General features: G+C 68.1%; 19 protein-coding genes. 4 read left to right on the top strand and 15 right to left on the bottom strand.

Annotated features, from left to right (window positions below):
• The coding region (gene uvrA / locus V6M63_RS07890) for an excinuclease ABC subunit UvrA (protein ID WP_332741034.1) at nt 1-5,363 on the bottom strand (5,363 nt) is incomplete at its 3' end.
• Between the two features lie 130 nt (nt 5,364-5,493).
• Between uvrA and V6M63_RS07885 the strand changes: the two genes are divergently transcribed.
• Nucleotides 5,494-6,627 (top strand): ABC transporter substrate-binding protein, encoded by a 1,134-nt coding sequence (locus tag V6M63_RS07885; protein ID WP_332741033.1) that lies wholly within the window; start codon nt 5,494-5,496, stop codon nt 6,625-6,627.
• A gap of 125 nt (nt 6,628-6,752) precedes the next feature.
• Here the strand turns inward: V6M63_RS07885 and V6M63_RS07880 are convergent, their stop codons facing one another.
• The 3 genes from V6M63_RS07880 to V6M63_RS07870 form a co-directional block, all read right to left on the bottom strand.
• The gene (locus tag V6M63_RS07880) at nt 6,753-7,190 is read right to left on the bottom strand and encodes a universal stress protein (RefSeq protein ID WP_332741032.1); all 438 of its coding nucleotides are present in this window, start codon (nt 7,188-7,190) and stop codon (nt 6,753-6,755) included.
• A 92-nt stretch (nt 7,191-7,282) separates the two neighbouring features.
• The gene (locus V6M63_RS07875) at nt 7,283-10,117 is read right to left on the bottom strand and encodes a molybdopterin-dependent oxidoreductase (protein ID WP_332741031.1); all 2,835 of its coding nucleotides are present in this window, start codon (nt 10,115-10,117) and stop codon (nt 7,283-7,285) included.
• Nucleotides 10,114-11,829, bottom strand: coding sequence for an NADH-ubiquinone oxidoreductase-F iron-sulfur binding region domain-containing protein (locus V6M63_RS07870; protein WP_332741030.1), 1,716 nt, complete (start codon nt 11,827-11,829; stop codon nt 10,114-10,116). Before V6M63_RS07870 ends, V6M63_RS07875 begins: the two co-directional genes overlap by 4 nt.
• A 66-nt stretch (nt 11,830-11,895) precedes the next feature.
• On the opposite strand from V6M63_RS07870, the gene V6M63_RS07865 reads away from it, so the two are divergent.
• Entirely contained in the window at nt 11,896-12,969 is a 1,074-nt protein-coding gene (locus V6M63_RS07865) for a substrate-binding domain-containing protein (RefSeq protein WP_332741029.1), read from the top strand.
• A gap of 82 nt (nt 12,970-13,051) precedes the next feature.
• On the opposite strand, the gene V6M63_RS07860 is transcribed toward V6M63_RS07865, so the two are convergent.
• The 3 genes from V6M63_RS07860 to V6M63_RS07850 form a co-directional block, all read right to left on the bottom strand.
• Nucleotides 13,052-13,720, bottom strand: coding sequence for a 2-hydroxychromene-2-carboxylate isomerase (locus V6M63_RS07860; RefSeq protein WP_332741038.1), 669 nt, complete (start codon nt 13,718-13,720; stop codon nt 13,052-13,054).
• Between the two features lie 45 nt (nt 13,721-13,765).
• Nucleotides 13,766-14,002: a DUF1289 domain-containing protein gene (locus tag V6M63_RS07855; protein ID WP_332741028.1), complete on the bottom strand. Its 237-nt coding sequence runs from the start codon at nt 14,000-14,002 to the stop codon at nt 13,766-13,768.
• Between the two features lie 124 nt (nt 14,003-14,126).
• Complete coding sequence (locus V6M63_RS07850; RefSeq protein ID WP_332741027.1) at nt 14,127-14,630, bottom strand: YbaK/EbsC family protein; 504 nt, start codon at nt 14,628-14,630, stop codon at nt 14,127-14,129.
• Here V6M63_RS07850 and V6M63_RS07845 point away from each other — a divergent pair.
• Nucleotides 14,559-16,757 carry a hypothetical protein gene (locus tag V6M63_RS07845; RefSeq protein WP_332741026.1) on the top strand — a complete coding sequence of 733 codons (2,199 nt, stop codon included), beginning with the start codon at nt 14,559-14,561 and terminating at the stop codon, nt 16,755-16,757. The two genes, V6M63_RS07850 and V6M63_RS07845, sit on opposite strands and share 72 nt — an antisense overlap.
• 57 nt (nt 16,758-16,814) lie before the next feature.
• On the opposite strand, the gene V6M63_RS07840 is transcribed toward V6M63_RS07845, so the two are convergent.
• From V6M63_RS07840 to V6M63_RS07805, 8 genes are read right to left on the bottom strand one after another with little or no spacing between them, the layout of a single operon-like run.
• Nucleotides 16,815-17,723, bottom strand: a complete 909-nt coding sequence (locus V6M63_RS07840; protein ID WP_332741025.1) for a hydroxymethylglutaryl-CoA lyase — start codon at nt 17,721-17,723, stop codon at nt 16,815-16,817.
• A gap of 20 nt (nt 17,724-17,743) precedes the next feature.
• Nucleotides 17,744-18,664 (bottom strand): 2-hydroxyacid dehydrogenase, encoded by a 921-nt coding sequence (locus V6M63_RS07835; RefSeq protein ID WP_332741024.1) that lies wholly within the window; start codon nt 18,662-18,664, stop codon nt 17,744-17,746.
• 55 nt (nt 18,665-18,719) lie between these two features.
• Nucleotides 18,720-20,726, bottom strand: a complete 2,007-nt coding sequence (locus tag V6M63_RS07830) for an acetyl/propionyl/methylcrotonyl-CoA carboxylase subunit alpha (RefSeq protein ID WP_332741023.1) — start codon at nt 20,724-20,726, stop codon at nt 18,720-18,722.
• A complete protein-coding gene (locus V6M63_RS07825) occupies nt 20,726-21,355 on the bottom strand; it encodes a DUF4126 domain-containing protein (RefSeq protein WP_332741022.1) in 630 nt (209 codons plus the stop codon). The genes V6M63_RS07830 and V6M63_RS07825 overlap by 1 nt, the downstream gene beginning before the upstream one ends.
• Before the next feature lie 6 nt (nt 21,356-21,361).
• Nucleotides 21,362-22,153, bottom strand: a complete 792-nt coding sequence (locus V6M63_RS07820) for an enoyl-CoA hydratase/isomerase family protein (protein WP_332741021.1) — start codon at nt 22,151-22,153, stop codon at nt 21,362-21,364.
• A gap of 2 nt (nt 22,154-22,155) precedes the next feature.
• A complete protein-coding gene (locus tag V6M63_RS07815; RefSeq protein WP_332741020.1) occupies nt 22,156-23,304 on the bottom strand; it encodes an acyl-CoA dehydrogenase family protein in 1,149 nt (382 codons plus the stop codon).
• A 31-nt stretch (nt 23,305-23,335) separates the two neighbouring features.
• On the bottom strand, nt 23,336-23,839 hold the full coding sequence (locus V6M63_RS07810; RefSeq protein WP_332741019.1) for a DinB family protein: 504 nt from the start codon (nt 23,837-23,839) through the stop codon (nt 23,336-23,338).
• Nucleotides 23,840-23,843: 4 nt separating this feature from the next.
• Nucleotides 23,844-25,466 carry a carboxyl transferase domain-containing protein gene (locus V6M63_RS07805; RefSeq protein WP_332741018.1) on the bottom strand — a complete coding sequence of 541 codons (1,623 nt, stop codon included), beginning with the start codon at nt 25,464-25,466 and terminating at the stop codon, nt 23,844-23,846.
• Nucleotides 25,467-25,579: 113 nt separating this feature from the next.
• Here V6M63_RS07805 and V6M63_RS07800 point away from each other — a divergent pair, with 113 nt between their 5' ends.
• A complete protein-coding gene (locus tag V6M63_RS07800) occupies nt 25,580-26,632 on the top strand; it encodes an AraC family transcriptional regulator (RefSeq protein ID WP_442909558.1) in 1,053 nt (350 codons plus the stop codon).
• Nucleotides 26,633-26,641 lie beyond the last annotated feature (9 nt).

Here is a 26,641-nt window from a genome sequence, read left to right as displayed (position 1 = left end):
TCGGGCAGGAAGCTCATCTCGATGGTGCGCATGCCCTGGCCTTCGCAGCCCGGGCAGCGGCCTTCGCCGGTGTTGAAGCTGAAGCGGCCCGGGCCGTAGCCGCGCGCCTTGGCTTCCAGCGTGTCGGCGAACAGCTTGCGCACCGTGTCCCAGAAACCGATGTAGGTGGCAGGGCAGCTGCGCGGCGTCTTGCCGATCGGTGTCTGGTCGACTTCGAGCACGCGGTCCACGGTCTCGAAACCGCTCACGCCGGCACAGCCGGACCACGCGGGGTACTCGCCCCGTTCCATCGCGTCGCGGCCGGCTCTCGTGCTGCGCTGGCTCACGGCGGCGGCCACGTTGGTCAGCAGCACGTCGCGCGCGAGCGTGGACTTGCCCGAGCCGGAGACACCGGTGATGACCACCAGGCGTTGCAGCGGCACGGCGGCGTCGAGCTGGTTGAGGTTGTGGAGTTGCGCGCGGTGGACGTGGAGCCAGGGGGAGCCCTCACCCCCGCCATCACCTTCAACGCCTGCCGCAGGCGGGAGAGGGGGCAAGACATCGCGCCTTGGCTGCAGCGGATGCTTCATCGCGTGCAGCAGATAACGCCCGGTCACCGACTCGGGGTTCGCCGACAGGTCGTGCACCGTGCCCTGCGCCACCACGCGCCCGCCGCGCTTGCCCGCGCTGGGGCCGATGTCGATGATGTGGTCGGCGCGGCGGATCGTGTCCTCGTCATGCTCCACCACCACCAGCGTGTTGCCCATGTCGCCGAGCTTGTGCAGCGCGTTGAGCAATATGGCGTTGTCGCGCGCGTGCAGGCCGATGGTGGGTTCGTCGAGCACGTAACACACGCCCTGCAGATTGCTGCCGAGCTGTGCGGCCAGGCGGATGCGCTGCGCCTCACCGCCGCTGAGCGTGGGCGCGCCACGGTCCAGCGTCAGGTAGTTCAAACCCACCTCTTCCAGGAAGGCCAGACGGCTTTCGATCTCGGGCAGCAGGTCGCGCGCGATGCCGGTTTCGCGTGTGGACATCACGGCTTCTTTCATGAGCCCTTGCACCCAAATTCGAACGTCGCGCACCGACAGGCGCGCCACATCGGTGATGCCCACCGCGCTGAACTTCACCGCGCGGGCCTGGGCGTTCAAGCGCGTGCCCGCACAACCGGGGCAGACCTCGTCCACCAGGTCGTCCACCTCGGGTTCGGCAAAGCTCTGTTCACGCCCACGCTCCTTGTCGTCGCGCACCGAATCGTCCAGCACGGTGCGCTGGTCGCGCGAGAGTTTGAGGCCCGTGCCCACACAGTCCGGGCACCAGCCGTGCTTGCTGTTGTACGAGAACAGGCGCGGGTCGAGTTCGGGGTAACTGGTGGCGCAGACCGGACAGGCGCGCGTGGTGGAGAACACCTCCAACTGGCCCAGCTCACGCGTCGAAGCACCGTCTTCCAAAGCCCGCGCCAGACCATCGAGCGGGTGCAACACATGCACCACGCCCTTGCCGATCTCCAGCGCCTTGGCGAGCTGGCTGCGCAGCTGCGCCTCCTGGTCGACGCTCACCACGAAGTCGGCCACCGGCAACTCGATGGTGTGTTCCTTGAAACGGTCGATGCGCGGGAAGCCGCTGGTGGGCAAGAACTCGCCGTCCACGCGCAGGTGGGTGTACCCACGCGGACGCGCCCAGTCGGCCAGCTCGGTGTAGACGCCCTTGCGGTTGACCACCAGCGGTGCGAGCAGGCCGATGTGCTGGCCGGCGTAGCGCTGAAGGATGGCCGCGGCGATGCTGTCGGCGCTCTGCGGCATCACGGCCGCGCCGTCGTGCACGCAGTGCTGGGTGCCCAGCTTCACATAAAGCAGGCGCAGGAAATGCCACACCTCGGTGGTGGTGCCCACCGTGCTCTTGCGCCCGCCACGCGAGAGCCGCTGCTCGATCGCCACCGTGGGCGGGATGCCGTAGACCGCATCCACCTCGGGCCGGCCTGCCGGCTGCACGATGCTGCGCGCGTAGGCGTTCAGGCTCTCCAGGTAGCGCCGCTGGCCCTCGTTGAACAGGATGTCGAAGGCCAGCGTGGACTTGCCCGAGCCGCTCACGCCCGAGATCACGTTGAACTGGCCGCGCGGGATGTTCACGCTGAGGTTCTTGAGGTTGTGTTCCTTGGCATTGACGATGCGGATGGCGTGACCGTGTTGGTCGCTGCGGCGGGCGGCGGCGGTGAGGCCGCTGGACTGGCCCAGGTAGTCGGACACGCGGCCTTCGCGCACCGCGTGCACCTCGCCCATCGACAAGGCGTACTCGCGCAGCGCCTTGGCGGTGTGGCTGCTCGCGTGTTCACGCACCTGCTCGGGCGCGCCCTCGGCCACCACCAGACCACCGGCGTCACCGCCCTCGGGGCCGAGGTCGATCAGCCAGTCGGCCGAGCGGATCACGTCCAGGTTGTGTTCGATCACCACCAGCGAGTGGCCGGCATCGAGCAGCTTGCGCAGTGAGCGCATGAGCTTGGCGATGTCGTCGAAGTGCAGGCCGGTGGTGGGCTCGTCGAACAGGAACAGCGTGCCCTTGCGCGAGAGCGCCTGGCGGCTGGCGCTCGCACTCTTCGAGGCCTCGGCCAGAAAGCCCGCGAGCTTCAAGCGCTGCGCCTCGCCGCCCGAGAGCGTGGGCACGGGCTGGCCGAGCTTCACGTATTCCAGGCCCACGTCGACGATGGGTTGCAGCACGCGGATGACTTCGCGATCGCCGGCGAACAGGGCCGCAGCTTCGCTCACGGTGAGGTCGAGCACATCGGCCACGTTGAGCGAGCGAGCGCCGCGTTCGATGCGCACTTCCAGAATCTCGGGCCGGTAACGCTTGCCGTCACAGTCCGGGCAGCGCAAGTACACGTCGCTCAGGAACTGCATCTCCACGTGCTCGAAGCCCGAGCCACCGCAGGTCGGGCAACGTCCATCGCCGCTGTTGAAGCTGAACTTGGCGGGGGTGTAGCTGCGCTGGCGCGAGAGCGGCGCATCGGCGAACAGCGCGCGGATCGCATCCCACGCACCCACGTAGCTCACCGGGTTGGAGCGCGCGGTCTTGCCAATGGGCGACTGGTCGACGAACACGACCTCGGAGAGCAGGTCGGCACCCAGCAAGCGGTCGTGCGCGCCGGGCGTGTCGGTGGACTTGCCGAAGTGGCGCAGCAGCGCGGGGGCCAGCACGTCTTGAATGAGGCTGGACTTGCCCGAGCCCGAGACACCGGTGACCACCACCAGGCGCTGCAGCGGGAACTCGACCGAAACGTCCTTCAGGTTGTGTTCGCGCGCGCCTTCCAGGATGAGGCGCGGCGTGCTGTCGGTCACCGCGCGCTTGAAACCCATGCCGATGGTCTTGCGCGCACCCAGGTACGCGCCGGTCAGCGTGTCCGCCGAGCGGATCTGCTCGGGTGTGCCGTCGAACACGATCTGCCCGCCGCGCTCGCCCGGGCCGGGGCCCATGTCGATCAGACGGTCGGCCGCGAGCATCACGGCCGGGTCGTGCTCCACCACCACCAGCGTGTTGCCCGCGTCGCGCAGGCGCAGCATGGCGTCGTTGATGCGCGCCATGTCGCGCGGGTGCAGGCCGATGCTGGGCTCGTCGAGCACGAACAGCGTGTTCACGAGGGACGTGCCCAGCGCGGTGGTGAGGTTGATGCGCTGCACCTCGCCGCCGCTGAGCGTGCGGCTTTGCCGGTCGAGCGTGAGGTAGCCGATGCCGACCTCGCAGAGGTAACGGATGCGGGTGTTGATTTCGTCGAGCAGCAATCGCAGCGCCTGCGCCTGGCCGGCGCCGGCGGCGTCCGAGCCGGCGGGCACCAGGGTGTCGTCGAGCGAAGCAAAAAACACCCGCAGCTTGTCCAGCGGCAACAGCATCAGGTCGTGCAGACACAGGCCCGGCAAAGCCTCCACCTGCGCGCGGCTCCACTTCACGCCGCGCGGCAAGTAGCGTTTCCCCGACTGCAGCACCGCGTCGGCCTGCACCTTCGAGCCCAGGCGCCAGAGCAGGCTGTCGGTCTTCAGGCGCGCGCCACCGCAGCTCGGGCATTCGGTGTAGCTGCGGTACTTGGACAAGAGCACGCGGATGTGCATCTTGTAGGCCTTGCTCTCCAGGTATTCGAAGAAGCGGTCCACGCCGTACCAGTGCTGGTTCCACTTGCCGTTCCACTGCGGCGAGCCGGCCCTGACCCAGTGTTTTTGCTCGTCGGTGAGTTTGGCCCATGGGGTGTCGCGCGGGATGCCCGCGGCTTCGGCGTGGCGCATCATGTCGTCCTGCGCCTCTTTCCAGGCAGGCGTCTGGAACACCTTGATGGCCCCGGCGCGCAGCGTGAGCTTGTCGTTCGGAATCACCAGCCCGTAGTCCACCCCGATCACCCGCCCGAAGCCCCGGCAGGCCTCGCAAGCCCCCACCGCCGAATTGAACGAGAACATCGACGGCGTGGGCTCGCTGTAGCGGATGTCGCTCTCGGGGCAATGCAGACCGGTGCTGAATCTCCAGATTTCAGGCTCACCCGATTGGGGGTCGGATTCCGATTTCAGGGCATAGACCATCAACTTGCCGCTGCCGCGCTTCAAGCCGACCTCGATGGCCTCCATCACGCGAGCGGGTTCGGTGGTGCCGATGCGGAAACGGTCGGCCACCACGTCGAGCACCTTGATGGCCTCCATGGGCGCGGCCTTGGCCTTGCCTTTGGTCTTGGCCTTGTCGTCCACGGCGGGCGCGGCGCGCTGCACGACCCGCTCGGCCTGCACCCGCGTGTAGCCGCTGGCCGAGAGCCACTGCTCGATTTCTTCGGGCGTGGTGCTGGCCGGCAGCTCCACCGGGAACGTGACCACCAGCCTCGGATCCCCGCGCTCCACTGCCCGTTGTTTCAATTCAAGATAAATCGACTCCGGCGAGTCGTGCCGCACCAGCGCCGCGGTGTCGCGGTCGAACAGCTCGGCGCCGCGCGCGAACAACAGCTTGAGGTGGTCGTTGAGTTCGGTCATGGTGCCGACCGTGGAGCGCGAGCTGCGCACCGGGTTGGTCTGGTCGATCGCGATCGCTGGCGGCACACCCTCCACCCGGTCCACGGCGGGCTTGTCCATGCGGTCGAGAAACTGGCGCGCGTAGGCGCTGAAGGTTTCCACGTAGCGGCGCTGGCCCTCGGCGAACAGGGTGTCGAACACCAGGCTGGATTTGCCGGAACCGCTGGGTCCGGTGACGACCGTGAGCTCGCCGGTGCGGATGTCGAGATCGATGTTCTTCAGGTTGTGCTGGCGCGCGCCGCGGATGCGGATCAGGCCAGTGCCACCTTCCGTCGGTCGGTCGCGCCCCTCATCGTCGGACGCGGGTGCAATCGCGGCCACGGACAATTCGGCGGGCAAAAAGGCATCGGACATGCAGGGGCTCCAGAGGGGGACGCAAAGATTCTACGGAGCCGCGTGACATACCCCCCGTCGTGTACGTCATACCCACAATTTCCCGTCCAGCCAGGCTGCCTAGACTGTGCCCACTTCAGGAGACAAACCCATGAAAAAAACCATCGCATCGTGGCCCAAGTGCCTCGCCACCCTCGGCCTGGCCGGCCTCGTCTCCGTCACCGCGCCCACCTGGGCGCAGTTGCGCATCGGCAATCCTTCGGGCATCACCGGCTCGGTGGCGGCCGGCGTGAAGGAGAACATCGATGGCGCCAGGCTGTACTTCGACGCGGTGAACGCGCGCGGCGGTGTCAACGGGCAGAAGATCGAACTGGTGTCGGTCGACGACAAGTTCGACCCCAAGGTCACGGTGGAGGTCTCGCGAAAGCTCATCACCGAGCAGAAGGTGCTGGCCTTGTTCCTGAACCGGGGCACGCCACACTCCCAGGCGCTGCTGCCCATGCTGGCCGAACTCAAGGTACCGCTGGTGGGCCCGAGCACCGGTGCCATGGTGCTGCACGAACCCGTGAACCCCTGGGTCTTCAACGTGCGCGCCACCTACCAGCGCGAAGCGGCCAAGGCCATCGAGCACCTGGCGAGCATCGGCATGACGCGGATCGCGCTGCTGGAAACCGACGACTCCTTTGGCGCCGACTCGGCCGCCGGTGCGCTCAAAGGTTTTGCCACCGTGAAGCAAACGCCGGTGCTGCAGGAAAAATTCCCGCGCGACAAGCCCGACTTCACCGAACTGGCGGCCCGCGTCGCCAAAAGCAACGCCCAGGCGGTGATGGTCATCGGTTCGGCCGGCAACGCGGCGAACGGCATGAAGGCGATCCGCGCCGCAGGCTCGCGAGCCCAGCTGGTCACGCTGTCCAACAACGCCTCCGACGGTTTCATCAAACTGCTCGGCGAGCACGCCCGCGGCGTGATCGTGACGCAGGTGTTCCCCAATGAACGATCCGTGGCCTACCCGCTGATCAAGGAAGCGCAGGACCTGGCCAGGGCCAAGGGCCTGGAGGGCGTGTCGCCGGCCATGATGGAAGGTTTTGCGGCGGCCAAGGTGGTGACGGAGGGCCTGCGGCGCGCCGGCCCCAACCCGACACCGGTGGCCTTGCGCGACGCACTGGAAGGGATGCGCAGTTACGACATTGGTGGTCTGCAGATCAACTACAGCCCGACCGACCACACCGGTCTGGATTTTTCCGATTTGTCGATCGTGAACGCCTCCGGCAAGTTCATGCGCTAGAACCAAGTTCCCCCCCGATGCGCCTGCGGCGCTTCCCCCTCAGGGGGCAACACCTGCGGCCCGGCAAAGCCGGTTCCGCGGTGTTATGGGTTGGGTGGTCTGCACTCGTTGTAGGTTGGTGACCCTCAAGATTTGACGATCAGCACGGGGATCTTCGCGTGGGTCAGCACCTTCTGCGCCACGCTGCCCAGGATGAGCGCCTTCACGCCCTGGCGGCCGTGTGAGCCCATCACGATCAGGTCGCAGCCCTCGGCCTCGGCCGTCTCGATGATCCCTTCGTAGATCACGTTGCGCTCGATGGTGTCGCCCTCAAACGGCACACCGGCGGCCGCGCAGGCCATGCGTGCGGCATCCAGCGCCACACCGGCCGCGGCCTTGGCCTCGGTCAGGTAGGACTGCAAGCCAACCGCCGAGGCGTCGCCGATGCCGATGTAGGGGAACGGATCGATCACGTACACGCCCACCACTTGCGCGCCCTGGCTCTTGGCCAGGCCCACGGCCGCGCGGGTGGCAAAGATACCGAGTTCGGAACCGTCGGTGGGCAGCAGGATTTTTTTGAACATGGTCGATCTCCTCCAGGTGATGAATGAACAAGGCCGCTCGGGCCGCATCTCTCCATGGTAGGGAGGGCCGGACCGAGAGACCTTGCGTCAGATCAAACCCGGACCGACTCCTGCGTGGTGACCGCGGGCCGCACGTCCACAGCACAGTACTTCAGTTCGGCGATCTTGCCTACCGGATCCAGTGCAGGGTTGGTGAGCAGGTTGGCCGCTGCTTCGGCGTAGGCAAACGGGATGAAGGCCGTGTCCAGCGGCATCGCGTCGTCCAGCCGCACCGGCAGCGCCACCTCACCGCGGCGCGAACGCACCTGCGCCACCGCACCCGCCTTCAGCCCCAGCCGCCGCGCGGTGGTGCTGTGCAGGCTCACCACCGGGCCCGGTTCCAGCGCATCGAGCACCTCGCTGCGCCGCGTCATGCTGCCGGTGTGCCAGTGCTCCAGCTGGCGCCCGGTGATGAGCACCATCGGGAACGCGGCGTCGGGCACCTCGGCCGGCGGCGTGACGCTGGCACCCACCAGCGAGGCGCGCCCGCTGGCGGTGGGAAAGCCATCGGTGAACACCACCGGCTGACCAGGATCGTCCTCGCTGGCCACCGGGTAGGTCACCGCGCCTTCGCGCTGCAGCCGCGCCCACGACAGGCCGGCGATGCTGGGCATCATGGCGCGCATCTCTTCAAACACCGCGCCGATGCCGCCCCGCGCATCCGCCGCGGCGCTGCCGTCGGCCGCCACGCCGTAGGTCCAGTCCAGGCCCAGCCGGCGCGCCAGCTGTTCGGTGATCCAGGCATCGGCCATGGCCTCGCCCGGCGCTCGCACGGCCTTGCGGCCGAGCTGTACGCAGCGGTCGGTGTTGGTCACGCTGCCGGTCTTCTCGGGCCAGGCGGTGGCGGGCAGCACCACATCGGCCAGGCTCGCGGTTTCGGTCAGAAAGATGTCCTGCACCACCAGGTGGTCCAGCCCCGCGAGCGCTTCGCGCGCGTGGGTGGCGTCGGGGTCGCTCATGGCGGGGTTCTCGCCCTGGATCAGCATGGCGCGGATCTCGCGGCGGTGGGCCGCGTCGATGATCTCCACCACCGTGAGGCCCGCCTCGCTGCCCAGCGTGCCGGACGGCAGGTGCCACAACTGCTCGGCCTTCTCTCGAGCGTGCACGTCACTCACCTTCTGGTAGTCGGGCAGCACCATGGGGATCAGCCCCGCGTCGCTCGCGCCCTGCACGTTGTTCTGCCCGCGCAGCGGATGCAGCCCCGTGCCGGGCCGTCCGATCTGCCCGGTGATGAGCGAGAGCGCGATCAGGCAGCGCGCGTTGTCGGTGCCGTGCGTGTGCTGGCTGATGCCCATGCCCCAGAGGATCATGGCGTTCTTCGCCGTGGCGTAGGCGCGCGCCACCTCGCGCAGCGTGGGGGCGTCGATGCCGCACACCGGCGCCATGGCTTCGGGTGAGAAGTCGGCCAGGTGCGCCTTGAGCTGCGCGAAGTCCAGCGTGTGGGCCTCGATGTAGGCCGGGTCGGTGAGACCTTCGAACACGATGGTGTGCAGCAGCGCGTTGAGCAGGGCCACGTCGGTGCCGGACTTGAAGCCCAGGTGCTTCCAGCTGTGGCGCGCCAGCTCGGTGCTGCGCGGGTCGGCCAGCACGAGCTTCATGCCGTTGTTCTTCACCGCGTTCTTGATCCAGGTCGCGCCCACCGGGTGGTTCTGCGCCGGGTTGGCGCCGATCAGCAGCACGAAGTCGGCGTGCTGCACGTCGCGCAGCGGGTTGGTGACCACGGCCGAGCCCAGGCCTTCCATGAGCGCGGCCACGCTGGAGGCGTGGCACAGGCGCGTGCAGTGGTCCACGTTGTGGGTGGCGAACGCGGTGCGGATCAGTTTCTGGAACAGGTAGGCCTCTTCGTTCGTGCCCTTGGCCGAACCGAAACCGGCCACCGGACCCTGGCGGCCACGCGCGGTGGTGCTGGCCATCGCCTGCTTGAAGCCGTTCGCGGCGGCGTCGAGCGCTTCGTCCCAGCTGGCTTCGCGGAACAGTTCGCGCCAGTCGCGCAGCATCACCGCGTGCGGATCTTTCGGTGCGTCGGCGCGGCGGATCAGCGGGCGCGTGAGCCGCTCGGGGCTGTGCGCGTAGTCAAAGCCGAAACGACCCTTGACGCACAGTCGGCCCTCGTTGGCCGGGCCGTTGATGCCTTCGACGTGTTCTATCTTCTCGTCAGTCACGTGGTAGGTGAGCTGGCAGCCGACGCCGCAAAACGGGCAGACCGAATCCACCTGCTTGTCCGATGCCCTGGCGTAGGCGCCGTTGGCCGGTGCGATCGCGCCCGTGGGGCAGACCTGCACGCATTCACCGCAGGCCACGCAGGTGCTCTCGCCCATGGGGTCGTTCTGGTCGAACACGATCTGCGCGTGGCCGCCGCGAAACGCGAGACCCAGCACGTCGTTGCCCTGCGTCTCGCGGCAGGCGCGGATGCAGCGGGTGCACTGGATGCAGGCGTCGAGGTTGACGGACATCGCCGGATGACTCAGGTCTTGCACGGCGGCGGCACGGGCGGGAAAACGCCCGGCCCTGGCGCCTGCCTGCTCGGCCCAATGCGCCAGCTCGCTGTCGTGCTTGAGCGCAGCCGTGTCCGGCGCATCCGACAACAACAGCTCCAGCACCGTCTTCTGCGCCGCCGCCGCGCGCGGGCTGTCGGTGGTGACCACCATGCCCGGCGTGGGCGCACGGCAGCACGAAGGTGCGAGCACGCGCTCGCCCTCGATCTCCACCACACACGCCCGGCAGTTGCCCGGGCTGCGCAGGCCGTCCTTGTGGCACAGGTGCGGCACCGCCACGCCGGCGCGCCGCGCGGCTGTCAGCAGGGTCTCGCCCGGCGCGGCTTCCACCGCGCGGCCATTGAGCGTGAAGGCGATCGGCGTGGCGTGGTCCGGCAGGTCGTTGGTCTTCATGCGATCACCTCGTGAGGAAAGAACCGCAGCACGCTGTCCACCGGATTGGGCGCGGCCTGGCCCAGTCCGCAGATGCTGGCGTCGCGCATCACCTGCGAGAGTTCGGCCAGCAGCGCGGCGTCCCACACCGGCGCCTGGATCAGCTCCACCGCCTTGGTGGTGCCAGCGCGGCACGGCGTGCACTGGCCGCAGGATTCGTGTTCGAAGAACTGCATGAGATTGAGCGCCGCGTCGCGCGCCTTGTCGTGCTGCCCCAGCACCACCACCGCCATGGAACCCACGAAGGCGCCGTGCTCGGCCAGGGTGTCGAAGTCCAGCGGCACGTCGGCCAGCGCGGCCGGCAGGATGCCGCCGGACGCACCGCCAGGCAGGTACGCATACAGCGTGTGGCCCTCGGCCATGCCGCCAGCATGTTCATCAATCAGTTCTCGCAACGTGATGCCGGCGGGCGCGAGATACACACCTGGCTGCTTCACGCGACCCGACACCGAAAAGCGCCGCAGGCCGTTGCGTCCGGCGCGCCCGTGCGTGGTCAGCCACGCGCCGCCGTGCGCCAGGATCTCGGGCAACCACCACAGGGTCTCCGGGTTGTGCGCCAGCGTGGGCCGGCCAAACACGCCGTGCAGCGCGACGATGGGGGGTTTGAGGCGTGGCAGGCCGCGCTTGCCTTCCACCGATTCGATGAGCGCCGACTCCTCGCCGCAGATGTACGCCCCCGCGCCACGGCGCAGCTCGATGCGCGGCGGTGTGTAGCCCGGGTACCGCACGGCCAGCGCCTGCAGCCGGGTTTCCAGCGTGTCGAGTTCGCGCTGCAGCAGCACGCGCGCGTCGTGGTATTCGTCGCGCAGGTACAGCCACACGTGGGCGATGCCGACCACCTGCGCGGCAATCAGCATGCCTTCGAGCACCTGGGGCGCACCGGCCTGTGCGCTGGTGAGCACGTGGCCATCCTTGAAGGTGCCGACTTCGCCCTCGTCGATGTTGACCACCATGTGGCGCGGGCCGGGTTGCGCGCGCACCGTCTCCCACTTGCGCCAGGCCGGAAAACCCGCGCCACCCAGGCCGCGCAGGTTGGAGGCCTTGAGCTCGGCGAGCACCGCCTCGGCGCTGAGTTCGCCCGAGAGCAGGCGCTGCAACTGGGCCAGCTCGGACGCCTCGGGCACCGGCAGCTCGCGCGGGCCGGTGTCGCCGCTGGCGAGCAAGGCCTGCACCTCGGCCACGCTCGCATGCGGCAACTGGCGCTGGCCCACGCAGGCCGCTGGCGCGCGGTGGCACTGGCCGATGCAGGGCGCGGCCTGCACGCGCACTGAAGCGTCGTGCGCCAGGGCAGCCTGCAGGTCGGTCATCAGGGTCTCGCTGCCAGCCATCGTGCAAGAGAGGCTGTTGCACACGCGGACCACGGTGGCGGGCACGGCCGCGGCGTCGTCGACGACCTCGAAGTGGTGGTAGAAGCTCGCGACCTCGAACACCTCGACCTGGCTGAGCTTGAGGTGTTCGGCCAGCGCGGCGAGGTGCCCGTGGCGCAGCGCGCCCTCGCCGTCCTGCAGGCGGTGCAGGTGTTCGATCAGCAGGTCGGCGCGCGGCGCCAGGCCGGCACACAAGAAGGCCACCCGCTCGCGCGCGGCGGGCTGCACTTGCCGACCCTTCGGTGCGTGGCGTGGGCGGCTGCGGACGGGGCCGTTCAGGGGGCGGATGGGGATCACGGTGTTCATGTTGTCAGCCTAGCACCGCAGGCCGGCCTTAATATGTTCATCATTTCATAAACCTCCACCGCCACCATGCTGCGCATCACCCTGCAACCCCAATGGCGCGTCAGCCAGGACGACGGTCCGGCGCTGGACGCCAACACCCTGCTGCACCTGCTGGCGGCCGTGCAGGCCTCGGGCAGCATCTCAGAGGCGGGTCGGGAGCTGGACCTGTCGTACCGCCATGCCTGGGGCTTGCTGCAGCAGGCCGAGCTGCTGTTCGGCCAGGCGCTGCTGGTGCGCGGACGGGGTCGGGGATCGGTGCTGACCGAGCTGGGCGAAAAACTCATCTGGGCCGACGCCCGCATTGGCGCCCGGCTGCAGCCGCTGCTGGAGTCGCTGGCCTCGGAGCTCGAAGGTGAACTCGGGCGCGTGCAGCGCCGCCAGCGCGCCGTGCCACGCCTGCACGCCAGCCACGGATTTGCCGTGGCCGCGCTGCGCGAGCAACTCGCCGCGCGCCAGGTGCCGGTGGAGCTGCGCTACCGCAACAGCCAGGAAGCCGTGGCCGCGCTCGCCCAGGGCGACTGCGAGCTGGCCGGTTTCCACGTGCCGCTGGGGGAGTTCGAGGCCGCCGCGGCCCAGCGCTACCTGCCATGGCTCAAGCCCGACCAGCACCTGCTGGTGCACCTGGCGGTGCGCACCCAGGGCCTGTTCTGCGCGCCCGGCAACCCGCTGGCCATCCATGGCCTGGCCGACCTCACCCGGCGCGGCCTGCGCTTCGTCAACCGGCCTGAGGGTTCGGGCACCCGGGTGCTGACCGACTTGCTGCTGCAGCGCCAGGGCATCGCGCCGCGCGAGGTGGCCGGCTTCGAGAACACCGAGCTGACCCACGCCGGCGTGGCGGCCTATGTGGCCAGCGGCATGGCCGACGTGGGGCTGGGCGTGCAGACCGCCGCACACCGCTTCGGCCTGCACTTCATTCCCCTGCTGAAGGAGCGCTACTTCTTCGCCTTGCCGCCCGACGCGATGGACCGCGCGGAGCTGCGCCCGGTGCTCACCGTGCTGCGCTCACCCGCGTTCCGCTCGCGCGTGGCGGCGCTCAAGGGCTACGAGGCCGCCAGCACCGGACAGGTGACGACGGTGGGCGAGGCATTTCAAGCAGTTTGAAGCCCCCAACGCTCCGCCGCTGCGCGGGTCGCTGCCCCCCGAGGGGGCTGGACCTGCCTTGGGAGCGGCCCGGCGGCTGGCCCTAACGCCGGCGCGCGCCAAGCGGGCGATCTGTCGCGGCCGCCCACTGGGTGTCGAACCAGCCATCGCCATCGAGGTAGGCCCGCAGCATCGGCAGCGCGTCGAAGCCCCAGAACACGCGGCCGTCGACCACCATGGCCGGCACACCGAACAGGCCGAGCGCGATCGCTTCATCGGAGTTGGCACGCAGGCGCTGCTTCACCACGTCACTGTCGGGCGTGTTCCAGGACTTGTCGCGCTGGGCCATGTGGTTCTGCAAACGGCCTTGCAGTTCGGCCAGGCGAGCCGGGTCGGCGGCGTCCAGGCCGCCGTGCCACACGTGGTGGAACAACTGCTCGGTCACATACCGGTTGGTCTCGCCGGGGGCGTCGTCGGTGGCGCAGGCCAGGCCCAGGCGCAGCAGGGGCAACGGGTTGAACGGGTGCGCCGCCGGCAGATCGAGCCGCACACCGTGGTGGTGCGCCAGCCAGCTCACCTGGCGGTAGGTCCAGTCGCGCTTGCTCGGAATTTCGGCCGGGCCGAGCTGGCCGTGGGCCTTGAGCAGGGCGGCGAACAGCACCGGCTTGTAGCGCACGGCCACGCTGTGGCCCATGAGCGCCTCGGGCAGTCGCTCGAACGCGAGGTGCGCGTAGGGCGAGATGGGGTCGTAGTGGAAGGTGATCTCGCGCAGGGCGGTGCTGGGCGTGCTCACTGGACTACCCTCCGCGCTGCGCGCTCATGGCGCAGCCACCGGCAACTGCCGCGCCTCGATCTGCTGCCACACGGCCAGCTTGTCCGCATCGGCCATGCGGCTCCATTGCGAGATCTCGGCCAGCGTGCGGAAACAGCCTTTGCACGACTTCGTGCTTTCGTCCATCTCGCAGACCGAGATGCAGGGCGAGGGCACGCCGGGGGCCAGGCCGGTGCGCCGGCGCGCGGCCTGCAAAGTGACGGGGGTGGAGCGCAAGGTCATGGCGTCTTGAAGGTTCGGTCAGGTGTCGGAACGGGGTCGACAAGGATACCGCTGCGGCGTTCCACGTCACGGCCGGCAGCCACAGCGGCTTTGCCTTCGGGCCGGGGCTTGAAGACCGCGGCGGTCACGCCACCGTGACGTCGTGCACCGGCGCGCCGGTGAGCGTCTGGAGCTGGTGAGGGCTGAGGCAGAAGACGGCATGCGGATGACCGGCGGCGGCCCAGATCTCGTCGAAACGGAACAGCTGGGCATCGATCAGCGTGACCACGGGCGTGGCGTGCGCCAGCGGCGCGACGCCTCCGATCGAAAAGCCGGTGCGGGCTTTCACGAAGTCGGCATCGGCACGGCCCAGCTTGCCGCCCCCGGCGCACGCGATGGCCCGCACCTTGGTCTCGTCCACACGCAGGTCGCCCGAGGTGACGACCAGCACCGCCACGTCATCGGCTTCGCGACGAAACACGATGCTCTTGGCAATCTGGCCGAGCCTCACACCCAAAGCGTCGGCGGCTTGCTGCGCGGTGCGCGCTGCGTCGTCCAGCCAGCGCGGCAACTGGGTGTGGTTCAGCAGAACCAGCCGGTCTGTCACGCGCTGCAAGGCCTCGGTGGGGAGTGGAGATGTGTTGTTCATGGCGCTCGATGTTATCGACCCCGCATCCACCTGGCCCGTGACCGGACCGAAGCACGCCAAGCCCCTGGACCACAAGCAGGCGGTGGAGCGATCGCGTGCGCCGCGACCGGCGGTCGAACCCTCGCAGCCCAGCGCGAGCGCCGGATGGGCAACAGCCCGTCGAAGCACAAAACTGGGCAACTTCCAACCTTGGAGCAAACCATGTACGGCTACCTGAACTTCGACATCAAAAACCCCCTCACCCCCTGGATCGCCCACTATTTCGCCCTGCCGGACGTGGCCGACACGCTGCCACCCAAGCAGGAAGGGGCGCGCAAGATCGGCGTCGAATATCTGGTGAAGTCGAACTGCCCGGAACTGACCGACGCCAACAGGAAGCTGCTGTGCGACGAGGTCTACAACGTGATTCGGTTGCTGCCCGCCAACATGCTCCAGATCAGTTTTGAGTTGTACATGGCTTTGGCTCACTGCCGCCTGGACGCCGGTATGCGGGCAGCCCGCGAGCAGCGCATCGCCTCGATCATGAACGCCTACCTGCCTGAACACCCCATTGAAAGCGTGCGGCAGCGCGTCAAGGGCCTTCAAGCGCTGGCGGTGCTGGTCCCGGACGCGGCCATGAATGTCGTGCTGCGGTCACGGGTGGTTCTCACGAACCGCAGCATTCTGACCGTGCCCTATGGCCAGGCGGTGTTCAAGCGCTCCATCCATCTGTTTGACGAAATCTGCCGTGAATTCGGCTGGAAGGATCCCAGGTTCCAGGAGGCCCTGCAAGCCTGCCACTTCAGCCGCTTGCCGAGCGACCAGGCGGTCTGTCTGGACCTCATCGAACAGGCGCGGAGCGCGGACCTGAACAAATTGCTGCCCTTGCTTCTGGATCGCCTCGCGGCCTGCGAACAATATCTCTTCGAGGCAGACCTCGGCGATGCGGTCTACGGCCTGCTGCAGGGCTGGATGGCGCTGGCACAACCCCAGCGGGACGGCAGCGCCATGGAGGATCTGGTGGCCATCGAAGTGGAGCGCTTCGTGACGCAACGCACAACGCGCTGCAGCGACATCTGCTCGGCGACCCTGGACGCCATCAACCGGAAGGTCCCCTTCGACCCGGCGTCCATGGCTGCAAACACCGCCGCGATAGTGGCCTGTACCGTGATCCAGGCGGAAATAGATCTCGCCTTGAGCGGCACGCGCTTGCGCAAGGAGCTGTCCCAGGACAAACCCACACCCACGCCGGTGCAGGCACCCGAAGCACCCAAGCCCGACACCGACGCCATGCATGCGCGATCGGTGGAGTGGCTGGTGGACTGGATCGAGGGACCCGCTGCAAGCACCCAGGCACCGGTGCGCCTCAACCGCCAGGCGATCGCCAAAGCAGAAAGCGAGGGGCTCCGGCGTGCCCGCACCACGACGAAACGGTCCGCACCGGCCGAGCACAACGACGAGGACATGACCGAGAAGGACGTGGGCCTGGTGTTGGACAGCGGCCTGAGCACCTACGCCAGCTACGTGCTCGGCGACATCAGCAGCCTGCTGTCGCGCTCCAGGAGTCTGAAGCTTCAACCCGAACTGCTCGCGGTTTGTGAGGGCTTGATCAAACCGCTGCAGGACTTGGCCCAGCGGCACCACACGGACGAGCTGCAGGCGCAGGGCCTGCTGCACCGGGCGAATGCTGCCATCGCGGCCGTGGAGCAGGACATCGCCGCGACCACCAGGGCTGAAAAGCCGGAACGGGTGCATCAGCACTTCGAGCGCGCGCTCTACGAGGCGCTGAACCGTGAGCCTTTGGTTTATGGCAAGGGCCACGGCGGCGTGATCGATTGCGCCATGCGGGAGGCCGACTGGTCATGGGTCCACCAGTCGTTCCATCAGCGTTGGATCAACGCACAACGGCTGGAGATCGACGGGAGGCTCACGGCGCTGCGGGCAGATCGGGCAGTGGCGATGTACGTGACCGGCAGCAGCCACAGCGGATACGCGTTCGACATATCGGTGCACCTGTGGTGCCGCAAGTCAGGGTGCACGGGCTCGCCCTGCATGGAAGGAGGTGGACTCTACCCTCGCATGAACACGCGCACCTGGCACGACAGCCGCATCACCTGCCTGGTGCTGCACGTGCCGTCCAAAAACTGAGCGAGCGGGAAAGCTCGCAAGAACAGGCTGAAACGGCTGGGTGCCGGCCTGCTGGCCTCAGCCCGCCCGCTTGGCCAGCAAGGCGCGCGCCACGCGCGAGCCGCTCGGACGGCCGAGCTGTTCGCTGATGTACACACCGGCGTCGACGAGCGCATCCAGATCGATGCCGGTGGCTATGCCCATGCCGTGCAGCAGGTAGACCACGTCTTCGGTGGCCACGTTGCCGGTGGCGCCCTTGGCGTAGGGGCAGCCACCCAGGCCCGAGACGGACGACTGGAAATTCCAGACCCCCATCTCCAGCGCAGCCAGCGTGTTGGACAGGGCCTGGCCGTAGGTGTCGTGGAAGTGGCCGGACACCTCGTCGATGCCGTAGTGCTGCAGCGTGGCCTCCAGCGCGGCCTGCACCTTGCGCGGCGTGCCCACACCGATGGTGTCGGCCACATCCACGCGTTGCACGCCGATGCCCTTCATGAGCCCCGCGAGGTAGGCCACGCGCTCGGGCGCGATCTCGCCTTCGTACGGGCAGCCGACGGTGCAACTCATGGCGCCGCGCACGGCGATGCCGGCAGCCCTGGCCGCTTCCACCACGGGCGCGAAGCGTTCGATGCTCTCGGCGATCGAGCAGTTGATGTTCTTCTGGCTGAAGGCCTCGCTGGCGGCGCCGAACACCACGATCTCGTCGGGCTTGTCGAGCACGGCGGCATCGAAGCCCTTGAGGTTGGGCGTGAGCACCGAGTAGCGCACCCCACCCTGGCGCGACAGACCGGCCATCACGTCGTGGTTGTCGGCCATCTGCGGCACCCATTTCGGGCTCACATAGCTGGTGACCTCGATCTCTTTCAGGCCCGCGGCCTGCAGGCGGTGCACCAGCTCGATCTTCACAGCAGCGGGCACCGGCTGCTTTTCGTTCTGCAGGCCGTCGCGTGGGCCGACGTCGATGAGCTGGACGCGGGAGGGAATGTTCATGAGGGACTCGCTTTCAGCTTTCAATAACCTCGGTCGCGGTGCACCACACCGACGATCGGCTCGCCGCGCGACAGCGCCACGATCTTGCCGGCGATCTGCGCGATGCTCTCGTCGCGCAGGGTGCGCGCCGAGGTGTGCGGGGTGACGGTGACTTTGGGGTGTTTCCAGAAGGGATGCTCGGCGGGCAGCGGCTCGGTGCGGAACACATCGAGCGTGGCGCCCGACAGATGACCGCTGTCGAGCAGGGCGATCAGGTCGTCCTCGACCAGGTGCGCGCCGCGCGCGACGTTGATGACATGGCCGCCGGGCTGCAGGCGGCCCATCGTTTCGCGGTTGAGGATGTCCTGGGTGTCGGGCGTGAGCGGCAGCAGGTTGACCAGCACCTTGCTGGCGGCCAGAAACCCGTTGAAGCCGGCGGCGCCCGAATGGCAGGTGATGCCGTCGATCTGCTTGGGGCTGCGGCTCCAGCCATGCACCGGGAACTCGAACACGCTCAGGGCCCGCGCCACGCGCTCGCCCAGCACGCCCAGGCCCATCACGCCCACGGGCCAGTCGGCGCGGTTGCGCGGCTTGCGGTAGGACCACTGGCCGGCCGCGACGTCGGCCTCGTAGCCGTCGAACTCGCGGAAGTGGCGGATGACGGCGTGGCACACGTACTCGGCCATCTGCACCGACATGCCGGCGTCGTCCAGCCGCACCACCTGGGCCTGCGGCGGCAGGCGCAGCTTCATGATCGCGTCCACGCCGGCGCCGATGTTGAACATGGCCTTGAGGCCGGGTTGTTCGTCCAGAAACGCTTGCGGCGGCGACCACACGATGGCGTAGTCGGCCTGCGGGTCGCCTGTTTTCCAGGTGCTCACGTGGGCACCGGGCAGCAGGGAGCGAAAGCCCTCTTCCCAGGGGGCGGCCTTGGTTTGGGCAACGCAGATGGTGATGTTCATGCGTCGAGCTTAAAAGAAGCGGCCCGCGCGCGCTGTCACGGGGCCATCGCCTCGATCACGCCGTGGTGATCTTGAGCAACTCGGCGCCTTCGCTCACCTGGTCACCGGGCGCGTACAACAGCTCGGCCACGGTACCGTCGGCGGGGGCGGCGATGGTGTGCTCCATCTTCATCGCCTCCATCACGGCCAGGGCCTGACCCTTCTTGATCACGTCACCGGCCTTCACCGCGAACGACAGCACCTTGCCCGGCATGGGGGCGGTGAGCCGCCCACCGTCGGCCGCGGCCACGCCGGCGTGGGCCAGCGCGTCGATCTCGGTGATCTGCGTGGCACCCAGAGCGCAGAACACATGCACGATCTCGCCCAACTGCCAGGTCTGCACGGTCTGCCGCTGGCCCTGGAATTGCAGATCCATGCGGGCGCCGCCCTCGGTGGGCAAGGTCTCGAACCGCAGCACGCCGCTGACCTCACCGAAAGCGAGCTGCAATGCGCCGTCGTGCAGGTAGGTGAGGTGCGCGAGCAGGGACTCGCCCAGGTACTCGAAGTCGAAGCGGCGCACGGTGAGCCCGTGCGGACGCCAGCCGTCGCGGCGCGAGAACGGGTCGGCGGCCTGCGCGGCACGCTCGACCACCAGCGTCTGCGCCACGGCCGAGGCCACCGCCAGCGCCAGGCCCACCTTGTCCTGGTGGAACAACACCGCGGCCTCGCGCGGGATCAGCGCGGTGTCCAGGTTGGCCTGCGCGAACGACGGGCTGTTGACCACGTGGCGCAGGAACTGCACGTTGGTGGACAAGCCGACGATGCGCGTCTCGGCCAGGGCCGCGTCCATGCGCGCCAGGGCCTCCGCGCGCGTGGCGCCATGCACGATGAGCTTGGCGACCATGGAGTCGTAGAACGGGCTGATGGTGTCGCCCTCGCGCACGCCGTCGTCCACGCGCACCACGCCCCGTTCAAACGCGGTGCAATCGGGCTTGCGGTAGACCGTGAGCGTGCCGGTGGCGGGCAGAAAGTTGTTGTCGGGCGTTTCGGCGCAGATGCGCGCCTCGATCGCGTGGCCGTGAATGCGCAGGTCTTCCTGCTTCAGCGGCAACGGCTCGCCGCTGGCCACGCGCAGCTGCCACTCCACCAGATCGAGCCCGGTGATGGCTTCGGTCACCGGGTGCTCGACCTGCAGGCGCGTGTTCATCTCCATGAAGTAGAAGCGCATGCCGCCTTCGGGTGGCTGTTCGACGATGAACTCCACCGTGCCGGCGCCCACGTAGTTCACCGCCTTGGCCGCGGCCACCGCGGCCGCGCCCATCTGCGCGCGGAACTCGGGCGTCATGCCGGGCGCGGGCGCCTCTTCCAGCACCTTCTGGTGGCGGCGCTGCACCGAGCAGTCGCGCTCGAACAGGTACACGCAGTTGCCGTGCGTGTCGCCGAACACCTGGATCTCGATGTGGCGCGGCCGTTGCACGTACTTTTCGATCAACACCGCGTCGCTGCCGAAGCTGTTGCGCGCCTCGCGCTGGCAGCTCGCGAGCGCCGCTGCAAAGTCTTCCGCCTTGTCCACGGCGCGCATGCCCTTGCCGCCGCCGCCCGCGCTGGCCTTGATCAGCACCGGGTAACCGATGCGGTTGGCCTCGTGCTGCAGCATGGCGGGGTCCTGGTCGGCCTCGTGGTAACCGGGCACCAGCGGCACGCCGGCTTTTTCCATCAGTTGTTTGGACTCGGCCTTCAGACCCATGGCCAGGATGGCGGAGGCTGGCGGGCCGATGAAGGCGATGCCGGCGTTGGCGCAGGCGTTGGCGAACGCATCGTTCTCGCTCAGGAAACCGTAGCCGGGGTGGATGGCCTGTGCACCGGTGGCCTTCGCGGCCTCGATGATGCGCTCCCACTGCAGGTAACTCTCCTTGGGCGCGCTGCCGCCGATGTGCACCGCCTCATCGCAAGCGGCCACGTGCTTGGCGCTGGCGTCGGCGTCGGAATACACGGCCACGGTGCGCACGCCGAGCCGGCGGGCGGTGGCCGCCACACGGCAGGCGATCTCTCCACGGTTGGCAATCAGGATTTTGGTGAACATCAGGTTTCCTTGACAGGTCCGGAGAAGAAGCCCTGCGCGCGACGGAACACCACGCGCAGGAATTTGAAAAGCATCCAGGTGACGATCCACATCAGCACCACGGTGATGACCAGCAGGACGCCGAAGGCAACGGGGTGGTGGGTGGCCAGCCACACCGCGCCGACCACCAGGCCGTCCTCGACCAGGCTCATGGCGATGTTGGAGAACGGTTCGGGCGAGGCGTTGATGGCCGCGCGGGTGGTGGTCTTGGCGGCCTGGCTGGTGGCCGCGAGCGAGCCGCCCAGCAACGCGGCGGCGAGGGCCATGGCACCACTGTCGGCACCGAACACGCCGGCCGCCAGCGCGGCGCCGGCGGGGATGCGCACCACGCTGTTGACCATGTCCCACAGGGAGTCGACCACCGGGATCTTGTCGGCGAAAAACTCGACGAAGAGCATGAAGCCGCTGGCCCCCAGCAAGGCGGGGTGCTGCAGCACCTGCAGACCGGCGGGCAGCTCCATCCAGCCCAGCGCGCCGGCCGCGCCCACCAGAAACACCACCGCGTAGAGACGGAACCCGCTGGCCCAGCCGAGCGCCCCGGCCAGGGCCAGCAGCTCGGGCGTTCCCAGGGAGGCGAGGGTTTCCGCCATGGTCGATCAGGCCGGTGGCAGCCAGCCGGGTGCGCGCTTGCCCAGGAAGGACTGCAGGCCTTCGCGGCCCTCGTCGCTGGCGCGGATGTCGGCGATGCGGCGCGCGGTCTCGCCGCGCAACTCGGCGGTGATGGGCACACCGCTCACGTCGCGCACCAGGCGCTTGCATTCGCGCGCGGCCTTCGGGCCGTTGGCCACCAGGGTGGCCACGATCTCGTCGACCCGGGCGTCCAGCGCCTCCGGTGTGGCGAGTTCGTGCACCATGCCCAGCGCGTGTGCGCGCACCGCCGAAAAGCGCTCGGCCGTGACCATGTAGCGGCGCGAAGCCTGTTCCCCCAAGGCGCGCACCACGTAGGGGCTGATGGTCGCGGGCAGCAGGCCCAGGCGTGCCTCGGACAGGCAGAAGGTGGCGCCCTCGACGGCCACCAGCACGTCACAGATGGCGGCCAGCCCCATGCCCCCGGCGTAGCAGTCGCCCTGGATGCGGCCCACCACCGGCACCGGGCACTGGTCCAGCGTCCACAGCATGTCGGCGAGCTTTTGCGCATCGGCGCGGTTCTCGTCCCAGCTGTAGCCGGCCATGGTCTTCATCCAGTTCAGGTCGGCGCCGGCGCAGAAGGCCTTGCCGTGCGCCCCGAGCACCACCACGCGTAGTTCTTCGTCCTTCGACAGGCCGGTGAAGGTCTCGGTGAGCGCGGCGATCACGTCGTCGTTGAACGCATTGCGCACGTCGGGGCGGTTGAGCCACACGCGCGCCACGTGCGGGTTCGGTCGGGTCACATCAAGCACGTTCGTCATGGTCAGTACCTTTTCGCTACTTCTTCGAGCATCACTTCGGTGGCCCCACCGCCGATGGCCAGCACACGCGCGTCGCGCCACAGGCGCTCAATGGCGGTCTCGCGGATGAAGCCCATGCCGCCGTGGAACTGCTGGCAGGTCTGCACCACCTCGTTGACCAGCTCGCCGGTGAGCGCCTTGAGCATGGAGACTTCCTGCACGATGTCGTGACCCTGGGTCACGCTCCAGGCGCAGTGGTACATGAACTGCCGCGCCGCGCGCACCTTGGCGTCGAGCATCGAGAGACGCTGGCGGATGGTCTGCTGGTCCCACAGCGTGGCGCCAAAGGCCTGGCGCTGGCGCACATGGTCCAGCGTGATCCTGAGGGCCTGCGTGCAGTGGCCGATGGCCATGGCGCCCAGCGCAATGCGCTCGGTCTGAAAGTTCTTCATCACCGAATAGAAGCCCTTGCCCTCTTCGCCCAGCAGGTTCGCGGCCGGGACGCGAACGTTGTCAAAGACGAGTTCGGCCGTGTCGCTGGAGAGCCAGCCGGTCTTCTTGAGCGCGCGTCCGACGGTGAAGCCCGGCGTGCCTTTTTCGACGATGAACATCGACATGTCGTGCCGCGCCGTGCCGGTCTTGGCGGCCACGAAGTACAGGTCGCCGTGCACGCCGTTGGTGATGAACATCTTGGTGCCGTTGATCACCCACCCATCGCCCTCGCCATCGCTGACACGCTTGGCAGTGGTGCGCATGCCGGCCACATCCGAGCCGGCGCCCGGCTCGCTGATGCCCACCGCGGTGATCAGCTCGCCCGATGTCACCTTGGGCAGGTATTTCGCTTTCTGCGCCGGCGTGCCGGCGTGGTGCAGGTGAGGGCCAGCCATGTCGGTGTGCACGAGCACGGTGATGATGAAACCGGCGAAGGTGCTTTGCGACAACGCTTCGGCGAACACCAGGTTGGTCAACGCGTCGGCGTCGGCGCCACCGTATTCGCTCTCGAAGGCGATGCCGAGCAGACCCGCCTGGCCCATGCGGCGCAACACATCGCGCGGCACCATGCCGGTCTCTTCCCACGCGGCTGCGTGCGGCTCCACTTCGCGCTCGAGAAAACGTGCCACCTGGTCGCGCAGCAGTTCGTGGTCGGGGTTGTCGTAGATGGTGGCACTCATGGGTTTGTCTCGTTTGTTGTTGTCGTGAGGCTCAAGCCGTCTGCTGCAGGAAATACACCAGGTCCAGCACGGGTGCGGGTTGGCCCAGCATGGTGAGCGCTGCGCTGATCTGGCCCCGGTGGTGCGTGCCATGGTTGAACACGTGAGCCAGCGTGGCGGCGAACGGCAGGCTCATGGCCTGGCCACGCGTGTTGGTGTAGTCGAGCTTGCCGTCGAAGCGCTCGGCGGGCCAGCTGGCAATCAACGGCTCCCACACCTTGGCGCCGCCCTTCAAGGCCTGGGCAAGGCGGTCGCGCTCGGGCTCGGCTTCCAGGTCCAGTTCCAGCTTCGGCGATTCGCCGCGCGCGAAGCGCCGCTGCCACAGCATGTGCTCGCCCACCAGCAGGTGGTTGAGCGTGCCGTGGATGCTCTTGAAGAACAGCCGCAGGTCACGCCGGTAGTCGAACTCGTTGACCGGTTCGATGGCAACGAGCAGCCGCTCGGTCGCCCACACGTTGTAGCGGGCGAGCTGGGTGAAATGCTGGTGCGCCTGCATGGCGTCACATTCTGAAAACACCAAACTTCGGTTCGCCGATCGGCGCGTTGAGCGCGGCCGAGAGCGCCAGGCCGAGCACGCGGCGCGTGTCGGCCGGGTCGATCACACCGTCGTCCCACAGGCGGGCGCTGGAGTAGTAGGGATGCGACTGGCGCCCGAACTGGTCGAGCACCGGCTGTTTGAAGGCCGCCTCTTCCTCGGCACTCCATGTGCCTCCCCGCGCCTCGATGCCGTCGCGCTTGACGGTGGCCAGCACGCCGGCGGCCTGCTCGCCGCCCATGACACAAATGCGCGCGTTGGGCCACATCCAGAGGAAGCGCGGGCTGTAGGCGCGACCGCACATGCCGTAGTTTCCGGCGCCGTAGCTGCCGCCGATGATCACGGTGAACTTGGGCACCTGGGCCGTGGCCACGGCGGTGACCATCTTGGCGCCGTGGCGAGCGATGCCTTCGCTTTCGTATTTCTTGCCGACCATGAAGCCGGTGATGTTCTGCAGGAACAGCAGCGGCACCTTGCGCTGGCAACACAGTTCGATGAAGTGCGCACCCTTCTGCGCGCTCTCGGAGAACAGCACACCGTTGTTGGCGACGATGCCGATCGGCATGCCCTCGATGTGCGCGAAGCCGCACACCAGCGTGGCGCCATAGCGCGCCTTGAACTCGTGGAATTCACTGCCATCGACGATGCGGGCAATGATTTCGCGCACGTCGTAGGGCTTGCGCGTGTCCACCGGGATCACGCCGTAAATGTCTTCGGTGGGATAGAGCGGTGCGCGCGGCTCACGCAACGCCTGCGTGGCCAGCTTGCGCTTGTTGAGCGTGGCCACCGCCTGGCGCGCCAAGGCCAGCGCGTGCGCGTCGTTCTGCGCCAGGTGGTCGGCCACGCCCGAGAGGCGCGTGTGCACGTCGCCACCGCCCAGGTCTTCGGCCGAGACGATCTCGCCGATGGCGGCCTTCACCAGCGGTGGGCCGCCCAGAAAAATGGTGCCCTGGTTCTTGACGATGATGGTCTCGTCGCTCATGGCAGGCACATACGCGCCGCCGGCCGTGCAGGAGCCCATGACGACCGCGATCTGCGCGATGCCGTTGGCACTCATGTTGGCCTGGTTGTAGAAGATGCGGCCGAAGTGGTCCCGATCGGGGAACACGTCATCCTGGTTGGGCAAATTGGCACCACCCGAGTCCACCAGGTAGATGCAGGTGAGGTTGTTCTGCATCGCCACCTCCTGCGCCCGCAGGTGTTTCTTCACCGTCATCGGGTAGTAGGTGCCGCCCTTGACGGTGGCGTCGTTGCAGACGATGAGGCAGTCCACGCCGCTGACGCGGCCGATGCCGGTGATCACGCCGGCGCAGGGCGCGCTGTCGGTGCCGTCGCGGTCGGGGTACATGTTGAGAGCGGCCAGCGGGCTCAACTCCAGGAAGGGCGTGCCCGGGTCCAGCAGCATCTGCACGCGGTCGCGCGGCAACAGCTTGCCGCGTTTGGTGTGCCGGGCCCGGGCGACGTCGCCGCCGCCAAAGGTGGACTTGGCCACCTGCGCCCGCAGGTCGTCGACCACCGCGCGCATCGCGGCGGCGTTGGCCTGAAAGTCGGCGGAGCGGGCGTTGAGTTGTGTCTCCAGGGTCGACATGTCGCGGTCCTGTCAGGTTGTCTGTGGGGGAAGCGGTCATTTTGGCGGATAGGGCTGACCCCGTGTCGGTCACTTGGGTTGCAAATGCTGCCAGCGCCCTTCAAAATCAGGGTATGCCCCAAGCCGTCCACCGCCGTCTGCCCCAACTGAGCGATACCACCCGCCTGCTCGGCGGACCGGCCCTCACGCCCATGGCGTTGATCCGTGCCATGGTGCTGGCCTATCAGGCGCGTGGCATGAACCCCGCACAGGCGCTTGAGCAGGCACAAATACCGCCAGCACAATTGAAGAACCCCGCCGCCAGCATCACCGCGACACAAATGGAGGTGATCTCGGGTGCGGCCATGCGCGAACTCGACGACGAAGGCCTGGGCTGTTTCGCACGGGCTCTGCCCTGGGGCAGCTACGGCCTGCTCGCCCGCGCTTCGCTCTCCAGCCCCACGCTGGGTGTGGCGCTCAAGCGCTGGTGCCGGCACCACGGCCTGCTGGCGCCCGATGCCACACTGTCCCTGGAGGTCGATGGCGAGGTGGCCAGCATCGTCCTGCACCTGCACCGCGACCGCGGGCCGATGACCGAACTCTGCGCGGTCTCGTTGCTGCGCAACATCCACGGCCTGGCCAGCTGGTATGTGGACTCGCGCATCGCTTTGCTGGGTGCGCAGTTTCCCTACGCCGCGCCACCGCATGCCGAGGCCTATGCCGTGCTGTTTGACGGGCCCACCCGATTCGGCGCGGAGCACGCCGCCATCCACTTCGACGCCCGCTACCTGAGCCTGCCTGTGCGGCGCGACGAAGCCGCCATGAACCAGTTGCTGCAGCGCGCCCTGCCCCTGACCGTGCGCTCCTACCGGCGCGACCGCCTGCTGGTGCAGCGCGTGCGCCAGGTGCTGGCCAGTCGACCGCAAGACGCCCACAACGCCAACGACCTCGCCGCGCTGCTCAACACCTCGCCGCGCACCTTGCACCGCCAGCTGAAGGACGAAGGCGCATCGCTGCAGGGCCTGAAGGACGAGGTGCGTCGGCAGCGCGCCACCGAGCTGTTGCTGCGCACGAAGCGCCCGATCAAGCAGGTGGCCGAGGCGGCGGGCTTTCAGAACGAGAAGAGTTTCATCCGCGCCTTCAAGGGCTGGACGGGGCAGTCACCCGGCGATTGGCGGGGGGAGTGAGGCACCCCC

This window comes from Hydrogenophaga sp. (genome assembly GCF_036675665.1).
Taxonomy (GTDB): Bacteria; Pseudomonadota; Gammaproteobacteria; order Burkholderiales; family Burkholderiaceae_C; genus Hydrogenophaga.
The sequence above is the reverse complement of the archived record's forward strand: the minus strand, read 5'-3'. Positions and strand labels throughout refer to the sequence as shown.

What these genes read in the sequence shown, in the direction of transcription:
- V6M63_RS07840 (WP_332741025.1), bottom strand. Translation starts at nt 17,723, where the DNA reads ATGAACATTCCCTCCCGCGTCCAGCTCATCGACGTCGGCCCACGCGAC.
- V6M63_RS07820 (WP_332741021.1), bottom strand. Translation starts at nt 22,153, where the DNA reads ATGACGAACGTGCTTGATGTGACCCGACCGAACCCGCACGTGGCGCGC.
- V6M63_RS07800 (WP_442909558.1), top strand. Translation starts at nt 25,580, where the DNA reads ATGCCCCAAGCCGTCCACCGCCGTCTGCCCCAACTGAGCGATACCACC.
- V6M63_RS07855 (WP_332741028.1), bottom strand. Translation starts at nt 14,002, where the DNA reads ATGACCTTGCGCTCCACCCCCGTCACTTTGCAGGCCGCGCGCCGGCGC.
- V6M63_RS07825 (WP_332741022.1), bottom strand. Translation starts at nt 21,355, where the DNA reads ATGGCGGAAACCCTCGCCTCCCTGGGAACGCCCGAGCTGCTGGCCCTG.
- V6M63_RS07870 (WP_332741030.1), bottom strand. Translation starts at nt 11,829, where the DNA reads ATGAACACCGTGATCCCCATCCGCCCCCTGAACGGCCCCGTCCGCAGC.
- V6M63_RS07880 (WP_332741032.1), bottom strand. Translation starts at nt 7,190, where the DNA reads ATGTTCAAAAAAATCCTGCTGCCCACCGACGGTTCCGAACTCGGTATC.
- V6M63_RS07830 (WP_332741023.1), bottom strand. Translation starts at nt 20,726, where the DNA reads ATGTTCACCAAAATCCTGATTGCCAACCGTGGAGAGATCGCCTGCCGT.
- V6M63_RS07810 (WP_332741019.1), bottom strand. Translation starts at nt 23,839, where the DNA reads ATGCAGGCGCACCAGCATTTCACCCAGCTCGCCCGCTACAACGTGTGG.
- V6M63_RS07805 (WP_332741018.1), bottom strand. Translation starts at nt 25,466, where the DNA reads ATGTCGACCCTGGAGACACAACTCAACGCCCGCTCCGCCGACTTTCAG.
- V6M63_RS07865 (WP_332741029.1), top strand. Translation starts at nt 11,896, where the DNA reads ATGCTGCGCATCACCCTGCAACCCCAATGGCGCGTCAGCCAGGACGAC.
- V6M63_RS07850 (WP_332741027.1), bottom strand. Translation starts at nt 14,630, where the DNA reads ATGAACAACACATCTCCACTCCCCACCGAGGCCTTGCAGCGCGTGACA.
- V6M63_RS07835 (WP_332741024.1), bottom strand. Translation starts at nt 18,664, where the DNA reads ATGAACATCACCATCTGCGTTGCCCAAACCAAGGCCGCCCCCTGGGAA.
- V6M63_RS07875 (WP_332741031.1), bottom strand. Translation starts at nt 10,117, where the DNA reads ATGAAGACCAACGACCTGCCGGACCACGCCACGCCGATCGCCTTCACG.
- V6M63_RS07815 (WP_332741020.1), bottom strand. Translation starts at nt 23,304, where the DNA reads ATGAGTGCCACCATCTACGACAACCCCGACCACGAACTGCTGCGCGAC.
- V6M63_RS07885 (WP_332741033.1), top strand. Translation starts at nt 5,494, where the DNA reads ATGAAAAAAACCATCGCATCGTGGCCCAAGTGCCTCGCCACCCTCGGC.